This window comes from Novosphingobium sp. HR1a (assembly GCF_015594425.1).
GTDB lineage: Bacteria > Pseudomonadota > Alphaproteobacteria > Sphingomonadales > Sphingomonadaceae > Novosphingobium > Novosphingobium resinovorum_A.
Genome location: NZ_JABXWS010000110.1, coordinates 46,397 through 72,989, shown reverse-complemented (window position 1 = coordinate 72,989; position 26,593 = coordinate 46,397). Strand labels below are relative to the sequence as shown.

The 26,593-nt window shown below is 59.9% G+C and carries 24 protein-coding genes and 4 pseudogenes; 20 read left to right on the top strand and 8 right to left on the bottom strand.

All coding sequences use genetic code 11. From position 1 onward, the window contains the following. Window positions 1–33: 33 nt before the first annotated feature. Together HWN72_RS28640 and HWN72_RS28635 are read right to left on the bottom strand one after the other, a co-directional pair. Window positions 34–1,018: pseudogene (locus HWN72_RS28640) on the bottom strand (integrase core domain-containing protein). Window positions 1,019–1,076: 58 nt separating this feature from the next. Then, window positions 1,077–1,964 (bottom strand): lytic transglycosylase domain-containing protein, encoded by an 888-nt coding sequence (locus tag HWN72_RS28635; protein ID WP_083274877.1) that lies wholly within the window; start codon window positions 1,962–1,964, stop codon window positions 1,077–1,079. Between the two features lie 113 nt (window positions 1,965–2,077). Between HWN72_RS28635 and HWN72_RS28630 the strand changes: the two genes are divergently transcribed. Both HWN72_RS28630 and HWN72_RS28625 read left to right on the top strand, forming a co-directional pair. Beyond that, window positions 2,078–3,370, top strand: a complete 1,293-nt coding sequence (locus HWN72_RS28630) for a hypothetical protein (RefSeq protein ID WP_211152108.1) — start codon at window positions 2,078–2,080, stop codon at window positions 3,368–3,370. A gap of 264 nt (window positions 3,371–3,634) precedes the next feature. After that, window positions 3,635–4,801, top strand: a pseudogene (locus HWN72_RS28625) (ATP-binding protein). A 39-nt stretch (window positions 4,802–4,840) separates the two neighbouring features. On the opposite strand, the gene HWN72_RS28615 reads toward HWN72_RS28625, so the two are convergent. Beyond that, window positions 4,841–5,179, bottom strand: coding sequence for a hypothetical protein (locus tag HWN72_RS28615; protein WP_211152070.1), 339 nt, complete (start codon window positions 5,177–5,179; stop codon window positions 4,841–4,843). Between HWN72_RS28615 and HWN72_RS28610 the strand changes: the two genes are divergently transcribed. The 4 genes and pseudogenes from HWN72_RS28610 to HWN72_RS28595 all read left to right on the top strand — a co-directional run bounded on the left by HWN72_RS28610 (window position 5,178) and on the right by HWN72_RS28595 (window position 7,437). Then, window positions 5,178–5,417, top strand: coding sequence for a hypothetical protein (locus HWN72_RS28610; protein WP_211152069.1), 240 nt, complete (start codon window positions 5,178–5,180; stop codon window positions 5,415–5,417). The genes HWN72_RS28615 and HWN72_RS28610 overlap by 2 nt on opposite strands. Next, window positions 5,414–6,316, top strand: coding sequence for a toprim domain-containing protein (locus HWN72_RS28605; protein ID WP_211152068.1), 903 nt, complete (start codon window positions 5,414–5,416; stop codon window positions 6,314–6,316). Before HWN72_RS28610 ends, HWN72_RS28605 begins: the two co-directional genes overlap by 4 nt. Window positions 6,317–6,479: 163 nt before the next feature. Further along, window positions 6,480–6,888 (top strand): annotated as a pseudogene (locus HWN72_RS28600) (IS110 family transposase); the annotation flags it as partial. A gap of 144 nt (window positions 6,889–7,032) precedes the next feature. Continuing rightward, window positions 7,033–7,437 (top strand): hypothetical protein, encoded by a 405-nt coding sequence (locus HWN72_RS28595; RefSeq protein ID WP_211152066.1) that lies wholly within the window; start codon window positions 7,033–7,035, stop codon window positions 7,435–7,437. Window positions 7,438–7,685: 248 nt separating this feature from the next. Here the strand turns inward: HWN72_RS28595 and HWN72_RS28590 are convergent, their stop codons facing one another. Beyond that, window positions 7,686–8,261, bottom strand: a complete 576-nt coding sequence (locus tag HWN72_RS28590; RefSeq protein ID WP_248006421.1) for an SOS response-associated peptidase family protein — start codon at window positions 8,259–8,261, stop codon at window positions 7,686–7,688. On the opposite strand from HWN72_RS28590, the gene HWN72_RS31410 reads away from it, so the two are divergent. The 7 genes from HWN72_RS31410 to htpG all read left to right on the top strand — a co-directional run bounded on the left by HWN72_RS31410 (window position 8,173) and on the right by htpG (window position 14,197). Continuing rightward, window positions 8,173–8,520, top strand: a complete 348-nt coding sequence (locus HWN72_RS31410; protein ID WP_248006439.1) for a hypothetical protein — start codon at window positions 8,173–8,175, stop codon at window positions 8,518–8,520. The two genes, HWN72_RS28590 and HWN72_RS31410, sit on opposite strands and share 89 nt — an antisense overlap. After that, a complete protein-coding gene (locus HWN72_RS28585; RefSeq protein WP_156800017.1) occupies window positions 8,487–8,672 on the top strand; it encodes a hypothetical protein in 186 nt (61 codons plus the stop codon). The genes HWN72_RS31410 and HWN72_RS28585 overlap by 34 nt, the downstream gene beginning before the upstream one ends. A 414-nt stretch (window positions 8,673–9,086) precedes the next feature. Further along, on the top strand, window positions 9,087–9,377 hold the full coding sequence (locus HWN72_RS28580; RefSeq protein ID WP_008831861.1) for a hypothetical protein: 291 nt from the start codon (window positions 9,087–9,089) through the stop codon (window positions 9,375–9,377). 763 nt (window positions 9,378–10,140) lie between these two features. Continuing rightward, window positions 10,141–10,305, top strand: coding sequence for a hypothetical protein (locus HWN72_RS28575; protein WP_156800016.1), 165 nt, complete (start codon window positions 10,141–10,143; stop codon window positions 10,303–10,305). 803 nt (window positions 10,306–11,108) lie between these two features. Continuing rightward, window positions 11,109–11,375, top strand: coding sequence for a hypothetical protein (locus HWN72_RS28570; RefSeq protein WP_083274876.1), 267 nt, complete (start codon window positions 11,109–11,111; stop codon window positions 11,373–11,375). Then, window positions 11,369–11,644, top strand: coding sequence for a hypothetical protein (locus HWN72_RS28565; RefSeq protein ID WP_289357718.1), 276 nt, complete (start codon window positions 11,369–11,371; stop codon window positions 11,642–11,644). The genes HWN72_RS28570 and HWN72_RS28565 overlap by 7 nt, the downstream gene beginning before the upstream one ends. Window positions 11,645–12,310: 666 nt before the next feature. Beyond that, on the top strand, window positions 12,311–14,197 hold the full coding sequence (gene htpG / locus HWN72_RS28560) for a molecular chaperone HtpG (protein WP_211152065.1): 1,887 nt from the start codon (window positions 12,311–12,313) through the stop codon (window positions 14,195–14,197). A gap of 69 nt (window positions 14,198–14,266) precedes the next feature. Here htpG and HWN72_RS31405 read toward each other — a convergent pair whose 3' ends face one another. Then, the gene (locus HWN72_RS31405) at window positions 14,267–14,791 is read right to left on the bottom strand and encodes a helix-turn-helix domain-containing protein (protein ID WP_309141598.1); all 525 of its coding nucleotides are present in this window, start codon (window positions 14,789–14,791) and stop codon (window positions 14,267–14,269) included. A 221-nt stretch (window positions 14,792–15,012) separates the two neighbouring features. Between HWN72_RS31405 and HWN72_RS28550 the strand changes: the two genes are divergently transcribed. Beyond that, window positions 15,013–15,483 carry a toprim domain-containing protein gene (locus HWN72_RS28550; protein WP_289357717.1) on the top strand — a complete coding sequence of 157 codons (471 nt, stop codon included), beginning with the start codon at window positions 15,013–15,015 and terminating at the stop codon, window positions 15,481–15,483. 37 nt (window positions 15,484–15,520) lie between these two features. After that, window positions 15,521–16,675 (top strand): annotated as a pseudogene (locus HWN72_RS28545) (IS110 family transposase). Window positions 16,676–17,109: 434 nt separating this feature from the next. On the opposite strand, the gene HWN72_RS28540 reads toward HWN72_RS28545, so the two are convergent. Then, the gene (locus HWN72_RS28540) at window positions 17,110–17,988 is read right to left on the bottom strand and encodes an energy transducer TonB (protein ID WP_083274875.1); all 879 of its coding nucleotides are present in this window, start codon (window positions 17,986–17,988) and stop codon (window positions 17,110–17,112) included. A 706-nt stretch (window positions 17,989–18,694) separates the two neighbouring features. Beyond that, a complete protein-coding gene (locus tag HWN72_RS28535; RefSeq protein WP_172705147.1) occupies window positions 18,695–19,060 on the bottom strand; it encodes a hypothetical protein in 366 nt (121 codons plus the stop codon). A gap of 305 nt (window positions 19,061–19,365) precedes the next feature. On the opposite strand from HWN72_RS28535, the gene HWN72_RS28530 reads away from it, so the two are divergent. Together HWN72_RS28530 and HWN72_RS28525 are read left to right on the top strand one after the other, a co-directional pair. Further along, window positions 19,366–21,639, top strand: coding sequence for a ParB/RepB/Spo0J family partition protein (locus HWN72_RS28530; RefSeq protein WP_069709981.1), 2,274 nt, complete (start codon window positions 19,366–19,368; stop codon window positions 21,637–21,639). A gap of 84 nt (window positions 21,640–21,723) precedes the next feature. Continuing rightward, window positions 21,724–22,656, top strand: a complete 933-nt coding sequence (locus HWN72_RS28525) for an ArdC family protein (RefSeq protein WP_008833248.1) — start codon at window positions 21,724–21,726, stop codon at window positions 22,654–22,656. A gap of 1,594 nt (window positions 22,657–24,250) precedes the next feature. Here the strand turns inward: HWN72_RS28525 and HWN72_RS28515 are convergent. Beyond that, the gene (locus tag HWN72_RS28515; RefSeq protein ID WP_156800013.1) at window positions 24,251–24,787 is read right to left on the bottom strand and encodes a hypothetical protein; all 537 of its coding nucleotides are present in this window, start codon (window positions 24,785–24,787) and stop codon (window positions 24,251–24,253) included. 101 nt (window positions 24,788–24,888) lie between these two features. Here HWN72_RS28515 and HWN72_RS28510 point away from each other — a divergent pair, with 101 nt between their 5' ends. The 3 genes from HWN72_RS28510 (at window position 24,889) to HWN72_RS28500 (ending at window position 26,565) form a co-directional block, all read left to right on the top strand. Continuing rightward, window positions 24,889–25,050: a hypothetical protein gene (locus HWN72_RS28510; protein WP_211152063.1), complete on the top strand. Its 162-nt coding sequence runs from the start codon at window positions 24,889–24,891 to the stop codon at window positions 25,048–25,050. A 193-nt stretch (window positions 25,051–25,243) separates the two neighbouring features. Next, a complete protein-coding gene (locus HWN72_RS28505) occupies window positions 25,244–26,062 on the top strand; it encodes a DUF1206 domain-containing protein (protein WP_172705074.1) in 819 nt (272 codons plus the stop codon). Window positions 26,063–26,277: 215 nt separating this feature from the next. Next, window positions 26,278–26,565, top strand: coding sequence for a hypothetical protein (locus HWN72_RS28500; RefSeq protein ID WP_008830597.1), 288 nt, complete (start codon window positions 26,278–26,280; stop codon window positions 26,563–26,565). Window positions 26,566–26,593 lie beyond the last annotated feature (28 nt).

Sequence of the window (26,593 nt, the reverse complement as noted above, 5' to 3'; positions counted from 1 at the left end):
CTTCGTATTCGAGGGCTCGGGCTTGCCGGCTTACTAGAGATCGCTTCTGTCTTGGCACCAGGTGTTTAGTCCCGGCATCTGGTGGATCGGGTTGACGATGAACCGTTCTGGCTCTGCCATCCAGAATTTGGCGATGTATTCGTAAGGTGTGAGACCGCTCAGCGTCTTGAGCCGACGGCCAAAGTTGTAGACGGCCATGAACCCGGCAAGAGGCGTTCGGAGTTCGTCGTGGCTCTCGGAATGGAAGCGCTTGGCGGTCGCCTTCTTGATGGTCCGGTTCATCCGCTCGACCTGACCGTTAGTCCACAGGTGGTTCGGTTTGGTGAGCCGGTGCTCGATGCCGTTTGCGTCACAGACCATGTCGGAGCAGATTTGGCGGGACCATGCAGTGTTCCGTTTGCACGGCTGCTCGGCGGATTGGATGCCGCTATCGGTCAGGATCGTGTGGATCTGGTACGGCGCGGATTTCAGCAGGTGTTCCAGGAACTCCCATGCTGCTCGCCGATCAGCCTTGTCTACCGGTTGTGTGACCGCTAACCCGCTGGTGCGGTGGATCCCAACGAAGAGATACGGCCTGTCTTCGGCGGTCTTCACCTCGGCGATATCGATGTGAAAGAAGCCAACGGGATAGCGCTTGAGGCGCTGATGCTTCGGCTTGTCGCCCTCAGCGTCCGGCAAGCGGGAGATGCCGTGCGGCTGAAGGCAGCGGCGCAAAGCTGCCCGTGTCAGATGCGGGATCGACGGCTGCAACCACGTAGAGGCAGTCATCCAGGGGCAGCAGCGTGTGACGCCGGAACGCGGCAACCCTCGCCTCCTCGGCTTCTGTCAAGGTCGTTGAATGAGGGGCCTTCGGCCCGGTCTTCAGGTCCCAGACCATCGCTCGCTTCCTCCACTTCGCCACCGTCTTGGGATTGATTCCCAACTCCCGGCTCAGCGTCGCGAACGAAGCTTGCGATCGCTTTATTGCTGCTTGGACGGTGTGCGTGGTCGTGGCGCTCCAGTGACGAGCCTGTCCGATAATGCTTCCTTCCATCCCAACGAAAGGGGTCGCACCATCAAACCGTGGGACCACACACCTAGAATATCGAGACGCTTGCCTTGCGAATTAAGGTCTCAGGTGGAGAGGAGAGGCCGGACGGTACGATGCGATTTCGGGCCAATCGAGACCAGTTACTTAGAATATTCGATACGTAATCGCGCGTCTCCCTGATCGCGGGAATGGAATCGCCGCGGATGCGTGCGGGGCCAGCGTTGTACGCCGCAAGGGCCAGATGCACTTGTCCAAACCTATCGAGTTGCCGGCGCAGATAGCGCGCACCGCCACGCAGATTTTGTGCCGGATCAGCGGGATCGACACCGAGCTCCCTGGCCGTACCCGGCATCAGCTGGATCAGCCCGCGCGCATTCCTGGGAGACACCGCTTCGGGATCGTACTGACTCTCCTGAATGATCATCGCGTCAAAGAGGCTTGCTGGAATTCCATGCTCGCAGGCAATGGCGCTCATAGCACTGTAGTATCGCGCACGGCGCATTTCGGCCTGCGGTTTCAGAAATCCGGTTGGACGATAAGACAGGTCGGTACAGCCTGATCCTTTTGCAACCGTTGGAATGTCAGCGGCGGTGTCCGATAGCCAGGCCGGAATCATGATCGATGACCTTGTTGGCACAACTTTCGGTACGGAATGAGGGGAATGTCCCGGTATTGTCGTTAGCTGCAGCGCGGTGTCCGAGGTCTGCGCCCCGGTGGCAACCTGATCGTGGCGGAGTGTGTAGAGGTGAAATTCTGGCACAGTTGTCACTGATGTAGAAGCGGTGACGTGGTCCATGTATGCTGCGGGTTGCACGTCCGCGGTATGCATGTTGATAATTTCCACTGTCCGAATGCGGTGCGCAGGATCAGCCGCGGCGACTTCCGGTACGATGCAAAGTAGAAGGATCAACACCGCCAGTCGGAAATGGGCCATCGTCACCGCCAATCGGATTGGAGATTTAGTAGAAGTCACTCAGACGCACATTGTCAAGCATGATACCGAATGTACACTTCTTCGTGACGCTTCTCCCATTCAGGATGTTCATCATGTGGCTGGTCCATCGCGATACGGACGGTACTGGCGGCAACCGGATACCCTTGCGGCATGAACTGCAACAGGCGCTTGTACGTTGGTACATCGGGGAAGGAACCGAGACCGACGAAAAAGCCGGCATCATGTTGGTGCAGCAGGCGCGAATTGGCCAAAGGTGGATCGCTTGCGGATGCCTCGGGGCCGACATGCCGCCGCCGATCCTCACCCCAGCCTACCTATCCGAGGCCGAAACCTACTATCTGCGCCGGCTCATCAGCCCGAAACGGCCCGAACATCTGCCCGAATGCCCGTTCTTCCGCGACCAGATGACGATCCGCATCAGCGAAGTCCGCTCCCGATCGACCCCGCTCGAGCCGCCTGAAGGCTTCTTCGAAGTGCTCAAGCCCGCGCCGGAAAAACTGGCGCTGCGCCCCGAGGACGATTGCAACGACGATCGCACTCGTAATGCCTCGATCCCAAGGCTCGCGCGCCTGCTATGGCGCCTCATGGCCGCTGCAGGCGTCAACCGGATCGCGCCGCTCGCGTACCGCGAGGAATGGTCGATTCGCCGTGAGTTCGCCTCGCTCGCTCGAGCAGCGAGCCAGATCGAAATCGCGCCGGGCATCCGGTTGGAGCAAGCCTTTTGGACCCACGCGAAGCCCCTGCAGGCGCGTGCCGTGTATGCCGCGCTTCGCGCGCTTGAGGCGAAGTGGCCGCGCGACCATGCGCCACAAGGTTTCGTGCTGCTCTACGCCAAGGGCATCCATGGGCAGGAAATCACGCTGCCTGACGGCGGCACTGTCACGATCGCCAACCGCATCCAGTCCCCATCCGTGCGCGGAAACCCCATCGCAGGCCCGTTCCTGGTCATTATCGTCGTTGGCAAGTATCCCGAGGCCAAGGGCTATGCGCCGCTGCGCGCCTATGCCCAACCCATCCTCAATGGGCGGCTATTCGCACCTGTCGATTCCGATTTAGAGCGCGACGTTTTCGGCACGATCCTGCGCACCCAGCAGGAACTTCACGGACGCGGCATCGACCTCGCGATCGAAAAGCCCGTCTTCGACACCTTGACGCCCGATGGGCCGTGCCGTCCCGACTTCCTGATCGAGGCAAGATCACGCGAGACCGGCGAGATCCGCAATATCGTCGTCGAGGCCATGGGTTTGCGTACCGAGGAATATGAGGCAAGCAAGGCCATCACACATCCTCGCATGGCGCAGCTCGGTCAGATCGTGACGATCGACAGGCAAGACGACAATGCGCATGCCGTGCGTCGGGCGCTGTTGGCCGGGCTCGGACTCTGAAATCCCTACTCCGCTTTGGCAGCGTGCGCTGTAACGATTACTAGCCTCTCGATCGCTTGAAGAGCCGTCACGAAATCGTCGATGCGGGCCTGAAAACCTTTTCCGGCACTCCCAGTTAGCCGTTACCCACCCCGAAACTGACCGAGCCGCGAAAAAAGAGATCGAGCGCGTCCCTCCGACGAATGGGCATCACATTGGAAGGTCGCTCCGGACACGATTAACTTCCAATTATCATTCGTTAGATTTCCAATTTTCGAGGTGTCGATGTACGATCGGATTTTCTCCCAAAAGGTGGAAGATGCCCTATCCGATACGGCGGTCGTGTTGGTCATCGGTCCGCGCCGCGCAGGCAAGACGACGCTTGTCCGGCAGATGGGTGAAGCAGGTCGCACTTACATCACTCTCGACGATCAGACCGCACCAGCGGCAGCAACATCCGATCCGGTCGGCTTCATTCGAGGACTCGATCTTGCAATCATCGACGAAATCCAGCGCGCGTCCGAACTGATGCTCACGATCAAAAAGACACTGAACGAAGATTATCGGGCAGGGCGTTTCCTCCTCGCCGGCTCCGCCAATGTGCTGACGCTGCCAAAGGTTGCCGACAGCCTGGCGGGCAGGATCGAGACTATCCAGATCCTCCCGCTCGCCCGCGCTGAGATCGAAGGCACTGCTCCATCGTCTCTCGACGACCTTTTCTCCGGAAAGCTTGGGACGGCGAAGAATGCCCGGGTCGGCGACCAGCTTGTCGAGACAGTAATGCTTGGCGGCTTCCCCGAGGTTATCTCACGGACGAGCGAACGCCGCCCCCAGGATTGGGCCCGCGCATACCTGAACTCGGTGCTGACGCGCGATCTGGGGGACATCGCCGACATTGAGAAGCTGACGGAGTTGCCCAAGTTCGTTCGCCTGCTCGCCGAGCACTCGGGACAGTTCGTCAACTACTCCCAGTTCGGCGCTGCCATTGGCGTCAGCCACAAGACCAGCCAACGGTACATCTGCCTGCTGGAACAAATCTTCCTCATAACAACGTTGTAGGCCTGGTTCACCACCGCCCTTAAAAGGATTGTCAAAACGCCCAAGCTCCACTTCTTGGACTCGGAACTCCTCGCCTCGGCCAAAGGCCTTACGATCGATCGCTTACGCGCCGCCCCCTCAGCCTTCGGACCGCTGCTGGAGACGTTTGTCTTTTCCGAAATCGTCAAGCTCACGACGGGGTCAGACCTCCGATTGACGCCCTACCATTTCCATGACCAGCAGATGCGCAAGGTCGACATCGTGCTGGAGCGTGACGGCGATATGATCGCCGGTATTGAGATCAAGGCCTCGGCTACCGTTAAGGCGAGTGATTTTTCAGGCCTTAGGAGCCTGTCTCAGGCATGCGGCGACCGCTTCGCGAGCGGCATTGTCCTATATGATGGGCAGATATAATACCATTCGGCGAAAGCCTGTTTGCAGCGCCCGTATCGCTCATTTGGCACTATTCACCTGCGGTAGATGAACGATGAGCTTGTCGCCGAAGCGATGGGCTCCAGTACCGCTGAATACGAGGTCGCAAATGCCTTTCGCCCGCATATTCACCAGCACATGGCGAAGCTTGGGCATGCGTGACGATAGATCTGCGGCATGACGACAGTGGCAGGAGCGCTCGGACGATGCTGGCCCTTTAAGTTTTAACGACATCCCATCCAGACCGGGACGATCGGAGTAGAGAGGGGAAGGAGGAAGAGGGCCGAGCAGATCGGCCCAACCCTTCAACCTTCGATTGATGCCTTGACGGGCATCTGCAGCAGGGAGGTAAATTCCCATGGAACGCCCTAGTCCCTTCATCAGCGAGCCCGGCTCAACTGACGTCGCCAATGCTCACCCTAGCAAGCCGGCGACCGAAAATGCGCTTATCGCCTATGTGCGAGCCCGCCCGGCTGTCAATGGCAATCACCTCCACCCTGACCATGAACAGGCCGTCGCCTCCTATTTCGACAACAGCGAAACTATCGACGCCATCGCGCGAGTCATGCCGCTGGCGCAGCTGGGCATCGACCAATGACCATCGTCGCACGCCGCCCCTCGCAGCAACTCATCGACATCGTCAGCACCCTGCGCGGCACCTGGCACGGAACCCGGGCGATGTGTCGCTGCCCTTGCCATAATGACCACACCCCCAGCCTGTCCCTCCGGCAAGGAGATCGCGGCATTCTCGTAACCTGTTTTGCAGGCTGCGATTCCATAGACGTGCTTCGCGAACTGGACCGCATTGCCATCACCCGCCACTACCAACCGCCGCCAGACAATGCCCGGACCGGAACAGCAAATATCGAACGGCTCTGGTCGCAAGCGCAGTCCGTGCCGGGTACGCTGGGTGAACGTTATCTGGCCTCGCGATTACTGCTCCCTGTTCCCGGTGACGTCCGCTTTCATCCGCGCTGCCCTCATGGTGCCAAACCCCACACCGTCTTCAAGCCCGCGTTGCTGGTCGCAGTGCGCGAGGGCCAGCGCCTTGTCGCCCTGCAGCGGATATTCCTCGATCCCGAGACGGGCCGCTACACCGCAAAGGCGACCATCGGTTCGCTCGGCCTGGGCGCATGGCGTGGGGGCGGTACCGGTCCCACCATCGGCCTTGCCGAAGGCTTCGAGACCGCTCGCGCGTGGAGCCGCATCAACAACCTTCCGTGCTGGGCAACGTTGGGCTCGCGCCGGTTCGGTCTGGTTACAATCCCCGACAGCGTTACCGAACTGATCCTGGCAGGCGACTACGACACCGCAGGGCGCCGTGCCGTCAACCGGGCTTCCCATCGCTATGCGAATGACAACCGCGTGATCCGCGTCGATTTCTCAAAGAGCTACAAGGATTGGGCCCAAGCGCTCGAGGCCCTCGAGATGCAGAAGAGATGCCATGGGCGCGGGACGGTGCCGGTGATGACAGGATCAGCCCCTCGCAGATCGTGAAGGAAGTAGCCCGTGTCAGTTTCTTCTCATGCCACCATCAGCACGCAGCAAAGTTCAATCTTCGTCTCGTTGGAATTGAGCCGATCTACTTGGCTCGTCATTTCACTGGCGCCCGGCAATGCTGCGCGGATGTCGCGCCGAACGGTTCCGGGTGGGGACATCTTTGGCCTGTTCGCAAGGATTTCGCAGTTCCACAAGAAGGTGTGGGAAGCGCACCGGTGTCGCCTACAGTTTGATCGTCATTCAGGAGGCGGGGCTCGATGGATTCGGGATTCATCGTTGTCTTGAGAAAGAAGGCATTGAAAGCCACGTCGTGGATGTGGCTTTCAATGCCGCCTCTCGGTGCAGTCGGCGGGCAGAGACCGACCGCCTTGATGGTGAGGCGCTGGTGCGCGCGCTGCTCGGCTACTAACGTGGCGAGCCACGGATATGTGCCATGGTGGGGGTGCCCCGGCGTCGAGGACGAAGACCACGGGCGGATCGGACGCGAACAACGGGTACTCGTTGGCGAACGTATCCAGCATGTAAATCACATCAAGGGATCGCTGTTCGCCCAAGGGATCGACCTTTACACCTTCGCGCTGGTCGTAATCAATCACATCCAGCGGGTCGCTTTCCGGGGCCTGATCGGCATCCAAAACTCTGTTGTCGTGCTCGACAGCTTCGATGAGCGCGTTCACGTTGCCCCAGCGACAGGGGGGGGGGAGCGTTGATCAATGACTTTCCAAATGATGTTTCGGTTCATCCCTCGATTCGCCGACATCCGCTATCTGCTTAATGGCGTCCTAAACCAGACAACCCCGCCGACGCAGAGGGAGGGGTGTGACAGGCGCCGGGATCGAACAGGCGAAATTGGCGTTCGGGTGGAGATGATGGCGACGAGGAGTATGATGGTGCAGATTTCTGACAATCAGCGCGACGCATTGGCCGATTGGCTGCTGTCGAACGACCTTCACGTTTCCGACGCTGACACCCCGGCCTTGCTCGATCTTGCGGAACACGGCGACGAGGCAGATCGGGCGTTCGCCTGTTCTCGCATCTTGGCACAGGCCGAAGCACGCCCGACGGTTCCGGCCTGGCTTCGCGGTGCCGCTGGCGACGAGAAATCCCCGACTGACTGACATTGCCCAGCAGTCTGCGCTCACGTATCGTCGATTCGCGCCCTTCGCCCCGGCGAAGAAACAAAACGGTCCCGGCCGCCGTTGCGTGGAAGGCCTACCCGACGGAGCTCGCATGGACTCGATCGAACACCTCCGCCATGCCACCGATGAAGACGCCAGCGCGGCTGTTGCTGATGCTGGTGTTTCCCTCCCGATTGAGCAAGTCGCGACCTTGGCTACAGTGCTTGCCGGAATGCTGGGCGGCCCCGTCACGGGCGACGACATCGAGCGGGCTCTGGAAGGTTCGTACGTGGCGCTTCCACTCGGCAGCCCCGCCGCGGTGCTTGGAGCGTTGCAGCGAACGGGCGCTTTTGAAACCATAGTCCTTCGGTTCGATCTACGACCAGCGGCCCCTTCCACGTGCGCAGAAGCGCTAAGGCTTCATCCGGCGTTTCATCGGTCCATCCTGACCAGTCCTTGCGCCGCAGGATGGTTGGTATTCGGTTGTGGATGTCGGACATTTGCTCGCAGCCCGGCACCATGACCATGGAATAGGCGTCACCCCACTCGTCGAGCGGTCGCCAGATCCCGGTGATGGCGGAGATTTTCTCTCGGGGTAGCGAGTGCCACGTGCGGGTGCTGTGCCGGTCCTTGCCTTCGGGCTCGCAACATTGCGTCATCGGGATCAGGCAGCGTCGCTCGCGGAAGCTGCCTCTCCAGATCAGGTAGATCGGCAGCTTGTCGTCGCGGGCGCTGTTGACCGGCGAGGGCTTGAGCGGCTTGCCGGCCGCCTTGCTGACGGCCGTGGGGCGGGAAGCCCCAGGACATGGCGCTCGGCTCGCCATCGACCGCGACGAGGCCGGGGTAGCGCTGCCAGATCTCTTCCGCATGGTTCGCGCGGGGGGTTTTACGCGTGCAGAAGAACATCGCGACCTCGGCGTCCTTTCTCCGCATGCGGTAAAGATTGCGCATGCATCGATGACGGCGACGCTGCCGACCTCGGCAATGCGGGGCAATGCCGCCGGATCGGCGGTAAGAACGAAGAGGTGTGAACCTATCTCCATCTTGGATTGGCGCGCCGCAATGCCATTCTCGCTCAATTGAGACGCGAGGAGTCGGTTATGCCTCACGCTTTTGAAATCACCTATTACGCGCCCCCGCAAACACCCAAAAAAGTGAACGGGCTGTTTTGGATCGTCGGCATCAATACCGGGCTTTGGGCGGTGATCGCCCTTGGAATATGGGCGTTATCGTGAACCGCAATAAGGCCCGGACCTCTTGCGAGAGCTGGGCCAGTTGATTGCAAGGGCTGTAAAGCCCTTCGGGCCGCATGTGCGGCGTGAACGGTTTCGCTGCACCGCATCATGACAATAGCGGTCACCCGCGCTTCTTGGCGGTTTCCTTCCATGCTTGCACCGGATAGTTCAGGTTCATCTCCCTGAAATCCCGCCAGGTGCAGGCAACGTAAGGTTTCTAGGTCAGGCCGCCCAGAAGCGGGTGACCTCGAAGCCTGTTGCTGCCCGTGGCATCATCAGGACGTCTAGCACCAGGCGGATCTCCGGCCCCGGCTTGATTGGGGCGTGCTCGGCACGGTGCCGCGCATATTCTACGATGTCGAGGGTAAGGCGGTTCAGACGTCCAACGAAGGAAGGGTGAGGGGGCCATCACCCATGCCGGTCACGCTGCGCCGGCGAGCATTGTACGTCACCCCTGCCGCAGGCCTTGCACTTCAGCCGCGTCCTGACCGCGGGCATGCCGGTACCATGATGTGGGAAGACCTTGCGCAACGGCAGGTCGCGCAGCTCGGGCGCGGCGACACCATCCTGATGCTCTGGGCCTGCTGGCAGTCGCTGCGCCAGTCGATGAAGCTCATGAACGATCGGGCCCGTCTCAGCAATCTCAACACACTGTCAATTTGGCCAGCTTGGACGGATGGCGGGCGGCAAGATCGTTGCTTTTGACCCACGACAGCACCCGCTGAGAGAACCCTAATTCTGATGTAGAGGCTGCGCACGAGAAGGAATCGGCACATGAGGAAGAGCCGTTTTTACCGAGGCGCAAATCGTCGGGATGATCAAGGAGCAGGAGTCCGGGCTGCCGACGGTCAAGATTAGCTTTGCCGCGGCCGACTTTACAACGGCAGCTTCCGGGAAGCGCCCTCAGGAGCCGGAACGGCAACAATGGGGCGTAACCGGAATCGCCGATCTCGGTTACGCTTCCCAACCAACTAACCGAAAGCCCGCTAGTTCGCTATGAACCGCAATCTTTGCGGTCTTGATCCTCTCAACCTAACGTAAGGATGTCGGGAAACCTCAGCACGAGTTGGCGGTTCTGGAAAGCCACCCGTGACGGCGGTTTTCAGCTACCGGGGCATATGATGTGGATTATGGATAAAGGCCTCGTGACACCTCTTGGCGGGAAGCGGCCAGTCCTCCGCTTTTTCGTGGTGGGGGCCATAATCTTTCTGATCGTCGCAGGCGGGATTGCGGCGGTCGCTACGGGCTTTTTCGAACAGCCGAGCCCGTATCGGGAGGAAGGCAACTAGGCATCTTGAGGCTTACGAGGAAAGCGTTTGCGCTGCCGCGATAGGCCGGGCCTGCGGAACAAAAATTTCACAAGCTTCTGCCGGATTTCAAATCCTGTGTGCACGAATGCAACGTCGTGCGAGATTAATCTATGTTATGCAAGTCGATGATTTGACCGACAGAAATCGGAGATTGTCGGATGGACGTATCGGTTGCTCGCCGCAAGGCAACGGAAGAAGATGTGGAGCGCGCCATCGATCACGGAGCCTTCCAAGTTCCTGCGATGCCGGCGGCGGATTTGCTCGCCTTCTTTCGAGCGATGATCGACATAGTTGTGGTTGATCATGCGGGAGAGCGCGAATGACCCGGCGCTATTGGGGCGTCGCTGCCGTCGCCTCGATCCTTATCGGTTTGCCGGTCGCGTTTCTCAGCCTTGACCGGGCGTTGAGCTCCCTCGCTTTCGTGGCTCTGATCGCTCCTTAGCCAGGATTTTCCAGCGGTTGAGATAGATCGAAACATCCCGCGTCTGAAAGTAAAGGTTCATGCCGTGGGTGCCGGGCGGTTACGTCAAGCGGGTCCAAAAGCGCTCTATTTGCCAGTCCACTGCGATGAGGCTGGTCGAGAGCTAGGCAAGCGCCAGCCGCAGGGCTGGATGGGCTCCTGCTCCGCCTCGCGCCCGGCGATATCGATAAAGTCAATCGCGAAGGGGTTCATCCGGGCCGGGGGGCTGGGCTTAACCGTCGCGATCGTGATCCCCGCGCGCCGCTGCCAGGAATGTGTGCGCATAGTTCCGGAACACGAACTGCCAGTGCGGCCCAGCATAGTCCTATTTCTTGGTCCACTGCGTCGCCGGGTCTCACGTCTCGCACGATGCCCACATGCGGGCGGCCACCTCGTCGAGCGGGGATTCCTCGCCATTCGAAGTGCAAAACCGGCGTGGCATCAGCGTCGCTCTGACGGGCTGCACTGCACGTCGCGGCTACCGCAGGCTTGCACTTCAGCCCCGCCTGGTGCCCACAGCGGCACTCGACCGCGGTGTCAAAGCCCCATTGCGAGTACTCGAAGACTGTCTCGAACCGTTTCGTTCCCATAACCGTCCCGTAACGGATTGCAGAACAAATGAGGAACATATAGCATTGCGTCATTCCACCAAGGAGTGATTCTGCGATGCCTGCACTATCGAAGATGGATGGTCCGCTTGACCTCGGAGGCTATGAGACCAGTTCGAAATCCTTGCCTTTCGGGCGCTGGATACTGGAACAGAGCGAGCGAGGCGGCTTCATTGGCCAACTCGCCTCGATCGCCAGATCGGATCGTGGGTTCCCGAAAGACGGCACCCCCGATGCGGTCCGCAAGCGCCTGGGAGACACCGGCGCGGATCCAGAAATGTTCGAAGCGGTCGACGACGCCGAGATGGATTGGGTATCGTGGTGACCAGCCCGATAGCCGACGATGTCTTAATCGCGCTGGCCCAGCACCGCTTCGACCAAGCCGATAGGGCCGACGCCACGCATGAGGACTGCCGCCAGCTGCGCGACATTTTTCCCGCCGTTCTGCAGCGCCTGAGGGAGAAGGCGGAGATCACGCGCGATCTTGTCTGCATCGAGGACAACGACCGGTCTGATGCGGCGAGGATCGCACGGTTGGCCAACACCGAGCCGAAACAGGACGATCAACTGCAGCTATCCCTTACGCATTTTTGAGCCTCCGCCGATCGGGGCATGAACCACGTAAACCAGGCGGATCCCCCAGACGTTCCTATCCTGAGGAACAGTCATGGTTGACGTGAAAACCTGGGCCCGGCGCACGTTCCGCAAGCTAGCGCCGGGCCACTTTATCAGCATCGAGACCACCAAGGTTTGGATACTACCTGGGCGGAGAATATTTTCAGATCGCAGCAACCGTTCTTGCCGGTCTGCCTTTATCACATACCCTCATCCTGGTTGACCTAACCCGCAACTGGAGATTCCCTGGGGCCTGGTCGCGGGATGTATCTTCTACACCGGCCAGGCCTCATTTTTCCGTCACCTTGATGAAGGGTGACGATGCACGAATTGGGAACGGGAGGATTGCTTGATAACTGGACGTCCGATTATGGAGCGCGCTTTCGAGATCGCTCGAGAAGGCAGCTGCAAGAACCTGCAAAGCCTGGCTATCGCACTTGCGAAAGAGGGCTTCACCAATGTGGATTCTCATTTGGAAGGACCGTCTCTGCGAAAACAGCTGGGGGCGCTGATGCGAGCCTCCTAAATCAAATGGGCGGGGCTGCCAGTCCTCACCCGCCTATCCGAGAGTCGGCCCTCTTGAACGTGGAAACGCTCCGATCCATCTGGCTGGCGTAAGTCCGAAACATGTGAGCCGAAGAGACGATGACGACCGAGACGTTTGCCGCCCCTGAGACCCGCGCCTTCGAGGCCGATGTTTCCAAGCTCCTGCACATGATGGTCCATTCGGTCTATTCGGACCGGGACGTGTTCCTGCGCGAACTTATCTCCAACGCTGCCGATGCCTGCGAGAAGCTGCGCTATGAAGCGATCTCCCGGCCCGAGCTGCTTGGCGACGACGCCCAGCCGCGCATCACCGTGACGCTGGACAAGGAGGCCGGAACCCTCACCGTCACGGACAATGGCATCGGGATGTCCGCGATCGACATGGCCGAGACCCTGGGCACCATTGCCCGGTCGGGGACGAAGGCGTTCATGGACAGGCTCGCCGCCGACAAGAACGGCGAGGGACAGCAGCTCATTGGCCAGTTCGGCGTGGGCTTCTACTCGGCCTTCATGGTCGCGGGCAAAGTCGAGGTCGTTTCCCGCCACGCGGGTGAGGACGAGGCGGCGAGCTGGGCATCCGATGGTTCGGGCACTTACACCATAGCTCCGGTCGATCCCGCTGCCGCTCCCTTGCGGGGAACGAGGGTAACTCTGACCTTGCTCGACGAAGCGAAAAGCTATGCCGAGCTCTACACCATCGAACGGATCGTCAAGGCTCAGTCGGGCCATGTCCCGGTGCCGATATTCATGGAGGAAACCGGGAGCGAGGAAGAAGCTCGGCAGCTTGCCGACGGCGCGGCGCTGTGGGCCAGGTCGAAATCGGACATCAGCGAGGATGAGTATGCCGACTTCTATCGCAGCGTGGCGGGGCAGTTCGACAAACCGGCGATGACGCTGCACTACCGGGCCGAAGGGCGGCACGAGTATTCGGTGCTGACCTTCATCCCGGAGAGCAAGCCCTTCGACCTCTTCGACCCCGACCGCAATGGCCGCATCAAGCTCTATGTGCGAAGGGTTTTCATCACCGATGAAGCGGAGATCCTCCCGCGCTATCTGCGATTTGTGCGCGGCCTCGTCGATTCCGCGGACCTCCCGCTTAACATGTCGCGCGAGATGATCCAGGAAAGCCCCGTGCTGACGGCCATCCAGAAAGGCGTGAGCAATCGCATCCTCTCGGAACTCGACAAGCTCTCCCAGAGTGACGCCGATCGCTACGCAGCGATCTGGGACAATTTCGGGGCAGTGCTCAAGGAAGGGCTTTACGAAGATTACGAGCGACGCGCTCAGTTGCTTGGGCTCGCCCGGTTCAAGACCACGGCATCGAACGGCGAGTGGCGCTCGCTCAAGGATTATGTAGCGGGGCTGAAGGAAAATCAGACTGCGATCTTCTATGCCACCGGCGATGACCTCGATCGGATCGCGACGTCTCCCCAGCTCGAAGGGTTCAAGGCACGGGGCATCGAGGTTCTGCTGCTGCCCGACCAGGTCGACAATTTCTGGACGACGATGGGCGTCGATTATGAAGGCAAACCTTTCAAGTCGGTGACTCAGGGCGCCAGCGACCTCAGCCTGATCCCTTTAGCAGAGGAGAGCGCAGACACATCGAACCCGGCAGAAGATGTCAGCGGATTCATCGCCTTTGCCAAACAGGTGCTGGCGGATCAGGTCTCCGACGTCCGTATCTCCGACCGTTTGACCACCAGCGCCGTGTGCATCGTGGCGCCGGACAACGCCATGGATCTTCAGCTTGAGAAGATGCTGGCCGCCGCCGGCCGTGCGCCCGAACGCGAAAAGCCGGTGCTGGAAGTGAATGCGCGCCATGGGCTGATCGCCAGGTTGGACCAGTCGACGGCGAGCGAGGATGAGCGGCGGGACATCGCATTCCTGTTGTTCGACGAGGCGCGTATCGCTGAGGGAGAAGCTCCCGCGGACCCCCGTGCCTTCGCGCAGCGGCTCGAACGCCTGATAGCCAAGACGCTGGGCTAATGCAGGACAGGGGGGAGCCGACGGGCCACCCTCGTCTTTCGCGGCTCCCAGGACGTTGCATGTTGTCCATCATCCCGACGATGTCGTCCCGGCGATAGGCCAAGGCACCTTCGGCCGCGACATGCGGATCGTGCGCCGGGCGCGCAGATGCCTCAGCAGTTCCTTCTTCAGAACCCCACGCGCCTGCATATACAGGCTTCTGTAGATGGTCTCGTGCGACACCTGTTTATGCGGCTCCTCGGGAAAGCTGCGCCTGAGCCACCCCGCAATCTGTTCCGGTGACCATTTGCGGCGCAACTTGACTGTTACTGCCTGTGCCGGCGATGGCGAGCAAGCCAGCTTGCAGGGCTTGGGCCGCAAGGCGCGGTCCCATGCCGCCTGATCGGATATGGTCGCCCGATACCGCGCAACGCCGCCATTACGCCTGACTTCGCGACTGATTGTCGAGGGCGAGCGGCCCAGTCGCCGTGCTATCGCACGCAAGGGTTCGCAGACGCTCAGGCCAAGCGATATCTCCTCGCGCTCGGCAAGGCTCAGCGCACGACTGCCGCGCTTGCAAGCGGCAGGCCGGATGCCGCCTGTCGGCGAAATCACCGAAAGTACCGACGATTACTCTCGATCAAACCTTCGTCCGATCGAACTCATCGACTCCCCGCGCTGCCAGCGATCCCATATCTCTGCTCGCTGACTGGCCGTGTAATAGATCCGACGACGCTGCTTCATTGCGACACTCCATCTTCCGCAAAAAATTAAAGTGTTGCCTCCACCCGTTGAACCCACCTCCGCGATGCCCTCATGGTGCGAAGCCCAACACCGTGTTCAAGCCCGCCGTGCTTGTCGCCGTGCGCGAAGGCCAGCGGCTCGTTGCCCTGCAGCGGATCTTCCTAGATCCCGAAACCGCGCGCTACACCGGCAAGGCCACCATCGGTTCGCTCGGCATGTGCGCATGGCGCGGGGGCGGTATCGGTCCCACGATCGGGCTTGCCGAAGGGTTCGAGACGGCGCGGGCTTGGAGCCTGCTCCATAAGCTTCCGTGCTGGGCAACGCTTGGGTCGCGACGTTTCGGCCTGGCGACGATTCCCGACAGCGTGACTGAACTGATCCTGGCGGGCGACTGCGACATAGCGGGGCGCCGGGCCGTGAACCGGGCATCACATCGCTACGCCAGCGACAACCGCGTGATCCGCGTCGATTTCCCCAAGGGCTACAAAGATTGGGCACAGGCGCTCGAAGCCCTCGAGACGCAGAAGAGAGATACCATGGGCGCGGGACGGTGCCAGCGATGATAAGATCGGCGCACGCAGATCGTGAAGGAGGTAGCTCGTGTCAGTTTCATCTCATGCCACCATCAGCACGCAGCTGAATGCAATCTTCGTTTCTTTGGAATTGAGCCGATCTACTTGGCTCGTCACTTCACTGGCGCCCGGTAATGGTGAGCGGATGTCCCGTCATACGGTACCGGGGGGTGACATCGTAGCTCTTCTCGCAAGATTTTGTCAGCTGGAGACGAAGGTGCGCGAGCGCACCGGTATCTCCTATAGTTTGGTCGTGATTCAGGAGGCGGGTCTCGACGGTTTCTGGATTCACCGTTGTCTTGTGAATGAAGGCATTGAAAGCCACGTCGTGGATGCGGCTTCGATTGCCACCTCTCGGCGCAGTCGGCGGGCCAAGACCGATCGCCTTGATGGCGAGGCGCTGGTGCGCGCGCTGCTCGCCTACAAACGTGGCGAGCCGCGGGTATGTGCCATGGTGGCGGTGCCTAGTGTCGAGGACGAAGACCGTCGGCGGATCGGGCGCGAACGACGGGTACTCGTTGGCGAGCGCATCCAGCATGTCAATCGCATCAAGGGATTGCTGTTTGCCCAAGGGATCACTGGATACGAGCCAGTGAAGGCGAATCGGCGGGCGCTTCTTGAGGAACTGCGAACCGGCGATGGCCGGCCTCTCCCGAACCACATCAGTCGCCAGATCGAACGTGAACTCGATCGCCTGGAGATGGTGATAGCTCAGATCGACGAGGTCAACAAAGTCCGGGACGCCATGTTGCCTACGGTTGAGGCCGTGGGGACGGCAAACGCGCCAGGGCTCCTGCTTCAGCTACGGGGTATCGGCCATGAGTTCGCCGGCACTTTGTACAGTGAAGGCTTTTACCGCCACTTTGCCAACCGACGGCAGGTTGCAGCGTATGCAGGTTTAGCACCATCGCCATGGAGGAGCGGTACTATCGACCGCGAGCAAGGAGTATCGAAGGCGGGCAACAAGCGTCTTCGAACGACGATGATTCAGGTCGCGTGGCTCTGGCTTCGCCATCAACCAGGCTCCGAATTATCTCAGTGGTTCAATCAGCGCGTTTAGGACGGCGGCGGACGCATTCGCCGGGTCATGATCGTAGCAATGGCACGAAAGCTGCTTATCGCGCTGTGGCAATTTTCCACGGCCGGCGTCGTGCCCAAAGGCGCCATCTTAAAGGCAGCCTGATCGAATTAGTTCGAATATCCAGCGAGGCATCGACCTCGCGGGATCCAGGTAGACGAACCGCCCCCTCCTCTGGCTTCATATGCCGCTCGTAGAGATTGGTCTCGTCACCTGAGCCAGACCCGGCGAAAGCGGGATTATGGTGCAGCCGCGTGGGAGCGGCGACCGGATGTGAGGTTGTAGCGGACCGGCTGACGGTACGCGTGAAATGGCTCAGACTTGGGGATCCGAACTTGGAGGTCGTCACGATGTAAAAACGCGCGAAGGATTTTCGGTGCCATGGTCCTGCTACGCCCGACGGCGAACTGTTCGGGGCGATCGTCTGCGGGGTCCGCTAAGCACCGGAAGGTGAAAAAACGGCCTGACCGGACACGCCCCAAAGCGGACATGCCGATGATCTCAGGCGAGCCGACTTTACTCAGCGTCCCGCATTCGCACTAAAGTCGCCAACGTATGACGGTTTTCCATACACCATTAACTGCTCTGCCGTCTTTTTCCAGTGCGGGAAAAAATCGCGCCACGGCGACGAGGCGGGAACATGCGCCTTCATCTAAATCTTTATTATTAGACGATTCGACAACACTACAGCCTACGGGGTAACCGTACTTATCAACACTTACGGCGACAGATACATCTCCTTGTATATTAGCTGCGCGCGCTCTGGCGGGATAATTGTTCACCGAAAACCATTCTTTCCCGGATCCGCGGGGAAGAGGTACGTCTCGACTAACGTTCGCCGTACTGCCATTTGCATTTTTCGGTGAAGCTGTTAGCAACTGGTTGCCAACTTTTTCCAAGCAAATCGTGGTCTGGCTCCAACGATCCGCCTTGGGAACGGCAATCTCAACCTGTACTTGATTACTGACCAGACAAAGTGTGCGATTATCCTCTAGCGCTCTCGTAAAGGCCGGTAGAGCAGATTGCTCTAATGCAACTGACATAAGGCGCTCGACGGGCCAATTAGGCTTGTGCGGGTCCATCGAACTACCCCAGCGAACTTGAACTGGTATTCCCGGAGAGTTTGACGGTTGGAGTTTCCCCCTTTCATCCCCTCGAGATAATGGTGCTCCGACAGGCATGGGAATCTTGAAAAGAATTAAGGTCGGACCTCGGAACTGTCGAAGGTAGGCTGGCTCTAAGGTCGGTTCTTTAAAGTCAGACTTTGCGATCACGCAGCCATGCGTGCGTTGATATATATCCCATGTTTCGACAGGCTTGGTTTGAGCGGGCTGCGCCTCCAATGCTACCGCCCATGAGCAGGCTACCACAAAAGTGAAGGCACCAACCCGCCCCCAGCAGTCAACAAACTTCAGCATACGGTTCACTGGCTCCCAAGATGTCGTCGCAGTAACGCTATGAGAGCTTCAGAAAAGTAAATATTGCGCGCTTAGTGGGATGCACATCGCGTCCGGTTACCACCCCTCTCGGTCATCAGGCAGCGCAAACCCGGTCGCCGAAACCGGAATAACCGCCTTGCAGGATTTTAATCGGCAAACCGATCCAGCGGAAAGCGTCCTGTTGCGGACCTTAGACGTTTCTGCGATTCATCGCGTATGAGGGTCAACATAGTACTCGGAATGGCACTCAGCTGCGCCTTCCTTAACGGGTTTACGGACGAAGCTGTCGCGTCAGACGCTGAGAGCGAGCATTTTTCATTCACGCCATCAAGTGATGTAATTAATTCTCTCTATAGCGCTTATCTATCGGAGCACTCTTGTCGCCCATCCGTAAGTTGCACGCGGCCTTTCGCAACCCGTGTCAGCGAAATTGACTGCTCCCCCGCCGGAAATCGTAATGTGCGTTGCACGTTTTTATTCTCAAGCGAAGACTATATGCGGGGAAAAGGCGTTACGAGCATCGCGACAGAAGTTAGCCTAGAAGAGTGTACTGGTATGTTTCGGTGGACTGGAAAACGATGGCGCATGACAGCCGCGCTTGATGATTGCCCCTCTCGCTTGAACGGTTTCAGAACAAGATAACGACGGTTTGCCAGCCAACGGAAACCGTCAGGTCATTTGCTTGTCAGCGGCGCAGCCCAAATTCGACATTGGATATCTCCCCACTGCACCGGTCGATGCGGATAGCAAGTTGGCTATCTCGGTCCCCATTCCGGGAATTCCAGCGGAATACTTCCCAAGACCATTTCTTTTCTCGTACGGAGATTTCCGGAAACCTTGCACTATCGGCGTGGGGATTGGTAGCTGGCTCCACAGCAAGAAAGATAGCTTCCGCAGCCGAGTAAGTGCTCACCAGAGGGCGGTCCGGCCTGCCGTGGGTCGATTGGCAGTTGTAGGTGATGGCCATCGGTGTCGTGGCTGTGCTGAGCGCTGGAAAGGCTGCCAAAGTGAAGGCAGCAATCGACATGATGATGTTCTTCCGGACGCGCATTGTATCTGCTTACGCTATCATTCTCAGCCTTTGCAATGACGGCAATCCATCGGTTTTCGTCATTCCGGGCCGTGAGCGCCGCGCTCCAAAACGGCGTTTCCGGTGCCGCCGCTACCAAAGTACGAAAACCGGCTTCCGTTCACCACCCTTTTTGAGACGGCGGCATGCCAGGTGCGGCCGCCGCTAATGAACGACGTCAGGTTCGTCCCAACCAGCCGTTGACCGCAAATTGCCCATGTGAGGGGAGGGGGAAGGGAAGAGGTGTCCGTGAATTGGCCGGACGATGAGAAGAAGGTGTTGTTCCCATGATCCAGACCGTCAAGCTGGCTAAGCTGGTCCTCTCCGACATCAATGTGCGTACCCGCGGCGAAGACCTGATCGAACAGTTCGCCGCCGACATTTTCGCGCGCGGCATCCTGCAGAACCTGGTCGTGACTTCCGTGAAGAAGCCGCGCGGCTCCTATGGCGTCATTGCCGGCAGCCGCCGCTTTCGTGCCCTCACGCTGCTCGCCGAGCGCGGCGACATCAGCGCGGCCGAATACGACGTGCCCGTGCTGATCCTGAGCGGCGGCAACGACGAGCTTTCCGAAGCCTCGCTCGCTGAAAACTTTCATCACCTCAATATGTCGCCCGCCGACGAATGCCGCGCCTTCCAGTACTGCCTCGGGCAGGGCGGCGACATCGACGCGGTCGCCAAGCGTTTCGGCATCACCCGCCGTTTCGTCGAAGGGCGGCTGCGGCTCGCGAACCTTGCCGAGCCGATCTTCGACGCCCTGAAGTCGGGCGAGATGACCCTCGACATGGCCAAGGCATATGCCTCCACCGAGAGCCATGAGCGCCAGCTGATGGTCTGGAAGAGCTACGGCGCCAACAGCTACTACACCAGCGCCGACACCATCCGCCGCGTCATCGCCAACGACTCCATGAAGTCGAGCGATCCGATCGCGCGCCTCGTCGGCGAGGAAGCCTATGTTGCGGCGGGCGGCGTCGTCGATCGCGACCTGTTCAGCGACAACGGCGATCGCTGGACCAACCCCGAGATCGCCCAGACGCTCGCGGCCGCCAAGATGGAAGCCGAAGCCAAGCGGATCGGGGAAGAACGCGGCCTGGCCTGGATTCGTCCCGTCGCCTCGGCCTCGACCTGGGAAGTCGCGAACGGCCTGTTCCGCGTCAGCCTGCCGAACCTTCCGCTGAGCGAAGCACAGCTGACCCGCATCGAAGAAATCGAAGCACGCCTCAGCATCGTGAGCCTCGAAATGGAGAACGAGGAACTCGAGGAAGAAGCCTGGCAGGCCCTCGATGCCGAACACGATGCTCTCAGCGACGAACTGCGCGATGCCGGTCGACAGGAAAAGATCCTTCCTCCCGAACTCGCCCCGCGTGTCGGCCTGTTCCTGACGCTCTCGCAGGACGGCAGCATGGAACTCGACGACACCTATTTCAGCGAGACGCCGCTCAGCGTCACCATGGTCGAGCCCGACGAAGACGACGAGGACGCGCCCGAAACCGGGGAAGACGGTATCGAGGGCGAAACTTCCGGCGATGCTGCGCCGCGCGTGCCGACCTTCCGCATCGAGGAAGGCGAGACCGCCACCGTCACCGGAGGCACCAAGGATGTGTCTCCCGACGAGGCCGCACCGGGCGGCAAGGCGCTTAGCCAGGTTCTCCTCGACCAGCTTGCGGTGCAGCGCCGCGACGTTCTGGGCGCTTCCATGATCGCCAATCCGGCGCTCGCGCTCGACTACATGCTGTTCGCAATGGTCGATAAGGTCGACATCATGCGCGAGAGCTGCGGCACCAGCATCCATGCTCCGCATCCCGAAGATCCGGTTCGCTTCGACGCCTATCCGCAGTCGGTCGCGCACGACTATCTGGCCGAAGTGCGCGAGGGCCTCGACGCCTCCTGGACCGAACACAAGAGCATGATCGAACGCTTCGACGCCTTCCGTGCGCTCGGCGATGAGTCCAAGACCGCGTGGCTGGCCTGGACGGTCGCCAAGTCCTTCAAGTCGAAGGAAACCTACAGCCATCGCCAGAACGCCCTTCAGAACCACCTTGCAGGGCTCCTCGAGGTCGATGTTGCCAAGTGGTGGCGCCCGACCTCGGCAAACTTCTTCGACCGCGTATCGAAGGGCGCGCTGCTCTCGCTCCTCGACGAGGTTGGCGGCCCTGCTCTCTCGAGCCGCCATGCAAGCCAGAAGAAGGGCGAAATCTCGACGTCCTGCGAGAAGCTGTTCGCCGGCGACGCGGTGATCGAGGCCGACGTTAAGGAGAAGGCGCTCGCCTGGGTGCCCGCAGCGATGCGCTTCACCCCCGCCGAGACGACGATCGATCAGGACGATGACGACACGCCCGAAGAAGCCGGCGAACGTGGCTCCGACGGCGAAGCCGAGGACGATCTGGCCAGCCTGATCGACGCAGCCCTTGCCGGGCCCGACGACGGGGATGACGGCGAGGGCGTTTCGATCGACGATGCGGGCCAGGCCGAAGGCGACGACGATCAGCAGGTCGATGACGGTTCGCCCGCTGTCTACGGCGACGACGATGACGTCAGTCAGTGGGCGGAAGCGGCGGAATAACGCCGCTCAGAAGGTTCCACCGCCGACGTCTCCCCCCAGAGACGCCGACGGTGGAGCCATTTTTGCTATCGGGAGCAGCGCCTCATGTCCACTAAACCACGCAATTCACGTGACATCGCGCGCGAAGTCACCAACGCCATCGTCTCCCGGCTCGAGGCCGGAACCACCCCATGGACCCGGTCCTGGTCGCTGACCGGGGAGGGCGGCCGTCCTCTGCGCCACGAAGGCACCCCGTACAACGGGATAAACTGCCTTTGGCTCTGGACGATCGCCGACGCGCGTGGATACCGCAGCCGCTACTGGATGACCGCCCGCCAGGCCGAAGAACTCGGTGCGCGTGTTCGCCGCAAGGCCGATCCTTCCATGTCGATCTATGCCTCCAGCTTCCGCAAGGCCGGACAGCCGGGGTTGATGGGCGAGGCCACCGGCCAGCTGATCCGTTTCCTGCGCCACTACATCGTCTACAACGCGGACGAGATCGAGGGCTTGCCCGACTACTACTACGCCCGCGACGTTCCCCCGACACCGACCCTGCTTTCGCAGCGCCAGGACGCGATCGATGCCTTCTTCGCGGCAATTCCTGCGCGGGTACGCCATGGCGGCGACGAAGCCTATTACAGCCCGCTGGGCGACTACATCCAGCTACCCCGTCCCGGCAGCTTCAAGTCGGGTGACGCTTACGCCTCTACCCGAGGGCATGAAAGCGCACATTGGAGCGGGAGCAAGGACCGGCTCAACCGGACGTTCGGCAAGCGTTTCGGTGACGATGCTTACTGCGTCGAAGAACTTTGTGCCGAACTTACAGCAAGTTATATTTGCGCCGAACTCGGCCTGCCGACCGAATTGCACGACAGCCATGCCAGCTACCTCGCGCATTGGGTCAGGGTGCTCCGCGCCGACCACAGCGCCATCTTCACTGCTTCGGCCAAGGCCGAACAAGCCTTCAACTATCTGCGCGCCTTCAGCCTTGCCCAGGCGACTGCGCCTGCCGGCGATGCCCTGAACGCAGCGGCATGACTTCAATCAGCAGGAGACATCACCATGGGCTGGCTCTTCATGAACAGGCACCACATGGGCGGGCACGATACCCCCAAGTCCTACCTCGACGCCCAATTCACCTTCACCAATGCGCCAAACAACAGCCGTGCAGGCGATGAGGGGTGTAGCCTTAATTGTGGCAGGCACGGTAGTGGCCGAAGTTGGCGACTTCCAGCGGTTTGATAATCCGCGCTAACGAACGAAGATTGCGGCAAGATCAACGCGAATAGTGGTCGACGCCTCGAAACGCCGTTTCGCGATTTGCATTGTAGGTCTCTTGGTGGTTATTGCCGACTTCATCGTGGCAGGGTGTCGGTCGATATTCACATCCCCATAGGATCTCAACCCCACATTGAGGTGATACAGGCTCGCTTCGCGGTCTCACCAAGAAATGCGCGCCGCGCCCGCGGAAAACCAAATAACCCTACGTCAACGCCGTCTTCCGTCGGCGCTTACGATCGAATCCGCAATCTACCACGGAAATTACACTACGAGCGCGGAAGTTAGCCGCCGCCCAGTGACACCTTTGTCTGGCGCGGCCTACCTCGACTGGCCGACGACCCGTTCCGCGTGGGGCTGGAATGAGTAATCGCAACCTCTTCCAGATGCGTGCCATAAAGACCAGCAGAGAGAACAATGAAAAAATTGGTTCTAACAATTCTCTCCCGTACAACGTCCACCATCACTCGACCACCGGGCCGTTACTACGCCATTTTTTCGTCCTTTTCGAATAATATTGCAACCGCACCGCATGCAAGTTCCAATATACGCCGCACCGTCCCAAGTCACCTGTCGGCGGTTCGGAGCATGCCGATCCATTATGCATTTAAGCGCGTCCAAAACCATCCTGAAACTTCCCCCGCACAAGCCCCCCGGCTCGCTAAAGACGCGCGGTAGCGCGTCCTGATGACTACGAACGCTGCGCTGAAGCGCTGGCTTGGTCCATGAATCCGAGCACCGTCGTCGGCGTCGGCTCCATGTGCCAGCGCGATATTCATGGCCCTGAGGGTTTGGTCGCGGTTGTCGCCCACCGACAAGGTGCTGCCCGATCCCGGCCCGCGCCTCCACCTTTTCGGCGTCAAGGGAGCGGCCATCCCTTACCTGCAGCCGTATGCCCATCGCGTGGCCTCGCTCGATTCCCAGGCATGCGGCACAGAAGCGCGGCGCGATGCCCGGCGTCGGCAGGTACCGAAAACCGACACTCTTGCAGCCGACCACATAGAACGCCGGAACAACGCCCGATGGACCTGCACCTTCACAGATGCCGTCCGATCCATGGGAAGCCGTAATACAGCAAGCAGAGGCCGAGATCCACGCGCTTATCGAAAGCGGCAACCTCGCCCCCGACAAAGTGACCGCTGGATGGATCGAAATATCGGCGGGCCACCTCTACCGCAAACACTCCAAGTTGCCTGAAACCCTGAGCCGCGAAAGGTAGCGGCGGCATTATGACTTCCGCCTCGTAGCGAACGTAACTGACTTGCTACGTCCTGAGATTTATGAACTGGGATTGCATCCGACACCGGGCCGCGCGGATCAGCCTTCGATTTTGCCTGGAGCGCACGCCCCGTTCTCAGGGCTGCGGGGCTCCCAACACCACTCCCGGAGGTTCGTCCGCTCCCAAATTGGCCGTTTGCTCAGCTGAATGCGCATCCGTAGGGGCCGTTTCTACCTCGCGCACCTCGAGTGCCACTTGATTTGCCGACCGGGCGGCAGCCTCGGGCCCACCATTATCCAGCGCCTGCGGTTCGGCATTGTAGCTGGCCGACATTGTCCCGGGCGGCTCATCGACGGAAAAGTCGGCGTAATCATAGCGATCCGGCGACAGCGCATAGTCGTTGTAGGAGCGATCGTTATCGCTTTTCGCAAAGTCGTCCGGCACTGACGCGGAATTGAAAAGCCAGGTCGGCGTCACATTGTCAGCGAGGGCGTAGCTATCGGTCTCCTGCGAACCGACATCGCTAGCGACATCGCCCTTCCAGCCATAGCGGTCGCGCCAAGTGTCCTCGACTCCGGTGATTTGTGTGGGGACGGTGGTCGCGGCAATCAATCCGAGTGAGGTCGCGCCAGCGACGCCGATTATCAGGGCGCCTGCCATGAAAGAGGTCACTCTCATTTCTCATTTCCCGTCGACGCAGTTGCGTAGGGGAAACGTGGCGAAACGCCTGAGCGTTCCTAATTCTTGTCAGTTTCCACGGAAGTGCAATTTTGGTGGATGACACCCAGGTGGACTACAGCGATGGTTCCCATCTCCGCTGGCTCGTCAGCTTCAACTGCCGTGAAGTGGAAAATGATGAACCGTCGGTTGCGGCCCTGGATCGGGGCTTGGGTCTGGAAGGCGGTGTTGGTCATGTTGGCCGGATTCACGCCTGACAGCGTTCACTTCAGCCTCGATAACTCCATCATTTACGCTCATGTCTCGGCCGCTGGCGGAAAGAGGGTCTCATCAGCGATCTCTTAGCCGTTCGCGGGCGTCGGGTTTTCCAGCAAGCATTCCGGTCTGGTTGATGCGCGCGGTTGGAACGCGGGTCGCATCGATGCATTTGGGATGCGTTGGGAGATCAGCATGGCATACAGCGATAAAATGACGGCGCTTGCCCGGCTCGGTTTCGCTGCTCGCGGGCTTGTCTACATCTTGATTGGATGGCTTGCGTTTAACGCGGCGCGGACGGGGGCAGAACCTAGTGACAACCAAGGGGCGCTCGGCAGCCTCAGCGAAAAGCCATTGGGCCATGTCATACTGGCGATTTGCGCGGTCGGCTTCGCAGGCTATGCCTTCTGGAGAATTGCTGAAGGAGTTCTCGATCCGGAAGGACGAGGCAATACCTTGAAAGGCAAAATGGAGCGCATCTCCTATCTGATCAGCGGGGCTGCTCACGTCTCGCTCTGCCTCGTGGCGGCAAGACTGGCTCTACAGCAGACATCCGCAAGACACGGTAGCCCGGGGGATGAGGCCGCACAAAACTGGTCTGGTTGGTTGCTCGACTTGCCGGGCGGCCTGGCTCTGCTGGTCGGAGTGGGTATCGTATTATTCATTGTGGCCGCCGCGCAGGCGCACAAAGCATATGAAGCAAGCTTTGATGAACTGAACAGCGATGTGCCAGCCCCGGCTTATGTGCGCTGGATCGGCAGGTTGGGATACGGCTCTCGGGCAGTTGTTTTTGCTGTGATCGGTTGGCTTTTGATAGCCGCTGCCATTCACCACGACCCCGCCCGAGCGGGTGGTTTAGGCGACGCATTGACAGAACTGCGCGCGCAACCGGAAGGCGTGGCGGTTCTATCGATAATTGGAGCTGGGCTGGCGTTGTTCGGCGTCTTCAGTCTCGTGGAAGCCCGTTTCCGGCACATTACGGTTCCGCACGTACAGAGTCCGATGCAGCTTTGACTATTCGCACGAGCGTCCACCAAGGTCTGACGGCTTCGGAACATGCCGGTTACGGCGATGACTGAAGGCGAAGTTGGTTCCCATGCGGGCGGAACGCAGCAGCCGCTGCGCGTTCTTGGACTGAATATGGCGCAGTGGGTATTGAGAATGCCTCTCAATTGGAACTGAGACAGAGGATACCAGTTGAACGTATAATCGCGTACAGGAGAGGTATAATGGTAGAAGTTCACCGGGATATTCACGGCACTCGAGTTGTCGAGAAGCGTAGTAATGCTGGTCGCACAATTGCGATTATCGCGCTAATCGTCGTCGCGGTAGTGGGCCTCCTGTTCGCAACAGGCTTCTGGAAAGCGGACGTTTCTGGCGGTGACATGCCCGAGGTCAGCGTAAAAGGGGGAGACCTCCCGAAGGTTGACGTCGATTCGAAGGAGGTCGTCGTAGGAACAAAGAAGGCGGAGGTCGACGTCCCTACCGTAGGCGTGAAGGACAACGGCGAAAATTAAGTTTCCGTTATGCCTTGGTCGGGCCCTT

Excerpts from the sequence above, each read along its gene's own strand:
- HWN72_RS28635 (WP_083274877.1), bottom strand. The coding sequence starts at position 1,964 with ATGGCCCATTTCCGACTGGCGGTGTTGATCCTTCTACTTTGCATCGTA.
- HWN72_RS28630 (WP_211152108.1), top strand. The coding sequence starts at position 2,078 with ATGTGGCTGGTCCATCGCGATACGGACGGTACTGGCGGCAACCGGATA.
- HWN72_RS28610 (WP_211152069.1), top strand. The coding sequence starts at position 5,178 with ATGGAACGCCCTAGTCCCTTCATCAGCGAGCCCGGCTCAACTGACGTC.
- HWN72_RS28615 (WP_211152070.1), bottom strand. The coding sequence starts at position 5,179 with ATGGGAATTTACCTCCCTGCTGCAGATGCCCGTCAAGGCATCAATCGA.
- HWN72_RS28605 (WP_211152068.1), top strand. The coding sequence starts at position 5,414 with ATGACCATCGTCGCACGCCGCCCCTCGCAGCAACTCATCGACATCGTC.
- HWN72_RS28595 (WP_211152066.1), top strand. The coding sequence starts at position 7,033 with ATGACTTTCCAAATGATGTTTCGGTTCATCCCTCGATTCGCCGACATC.
- HWN72_RS28590 (WP_248006421.1), bottom strand. The coding sequence starts at position 8,261 with ATGGCGAGCCGAGCGCCATGTCCTGGGGCTTCCCGCCCCACGGCCGTC.
- HWN72_RS28580 (WP_008831861.1), top strand. The coding sequence starts at position 9,087 with ATGCCGGTCACGCTGCGCCGGCGAGCATTGTACGTCACCCCTGCCGCA.
- HWN72_RS28575 (WP_156800016.1), top strand. The coding sequence starts at position 10,141 with ATGGACGTATCGGTTGCTCGCCGCAAGGCAACGGAAGAAGATGTGGAG.
- HWN72_RS28570 (WP_083274876.1), top strand. The coding sequence starts at position 11,109 with ATGCCTGCACTATCGAAGATGGATGGTCCGCTTGACCTCGGAGGCTAT.
- htpG (WP_211152065.1), top strand. The coding sequence starts at position 12,311 with ATGACGACCGAGACGTTTGCCGCCCCTGAGACCCGCGCCTTCGAGGCC.
- HWN72_RS28540 (WP_083274875.1), bottom strand. The coding sequence starts at position 17,988 with ATGCTGAAGTTTGTTGACTGCTGGGGGCGGGTTGGTGCCTTCACTTTT.
- HWN72_RS28535 (WP_172705147.1), bottom strand. The coding sequence starts at position 19,060 with ATGCGCGTCCGGAAGAACATCATCATGTCGATTGCTGCCTTCACTTTG.
- HWN72_RS28530 (WP_069709981.1), top strand. The coding sequence starts at position 19,366 with ATGATCCAGACCGTCAAGCTGGCTAAGCTGGTCCTCTCCGACATCAAT.
- HWN72_RS28525 (WP_008833248.1), top strand. The coding sequence starts at position 21,724 with ATGTCCACTAAACCACGCAATTCACGTGACATCGCGCGCGAAGTCACC.
- HWN72_RS28505 (WP_172705074.1), top strand. The coding sequence starts at position 25,244 with ATGGCATACAGCGATAAAATGACGGCGCTTGCCCGGCTCGGTTTCGCT.
- HWN72_RS28500 (WP_008830597.1), top strand. The coding sequence starts at position 26,278 with ATGGTAGAAGTTCACCGGGATATTCACGGCACTCGAGTTGTCGAGAAG.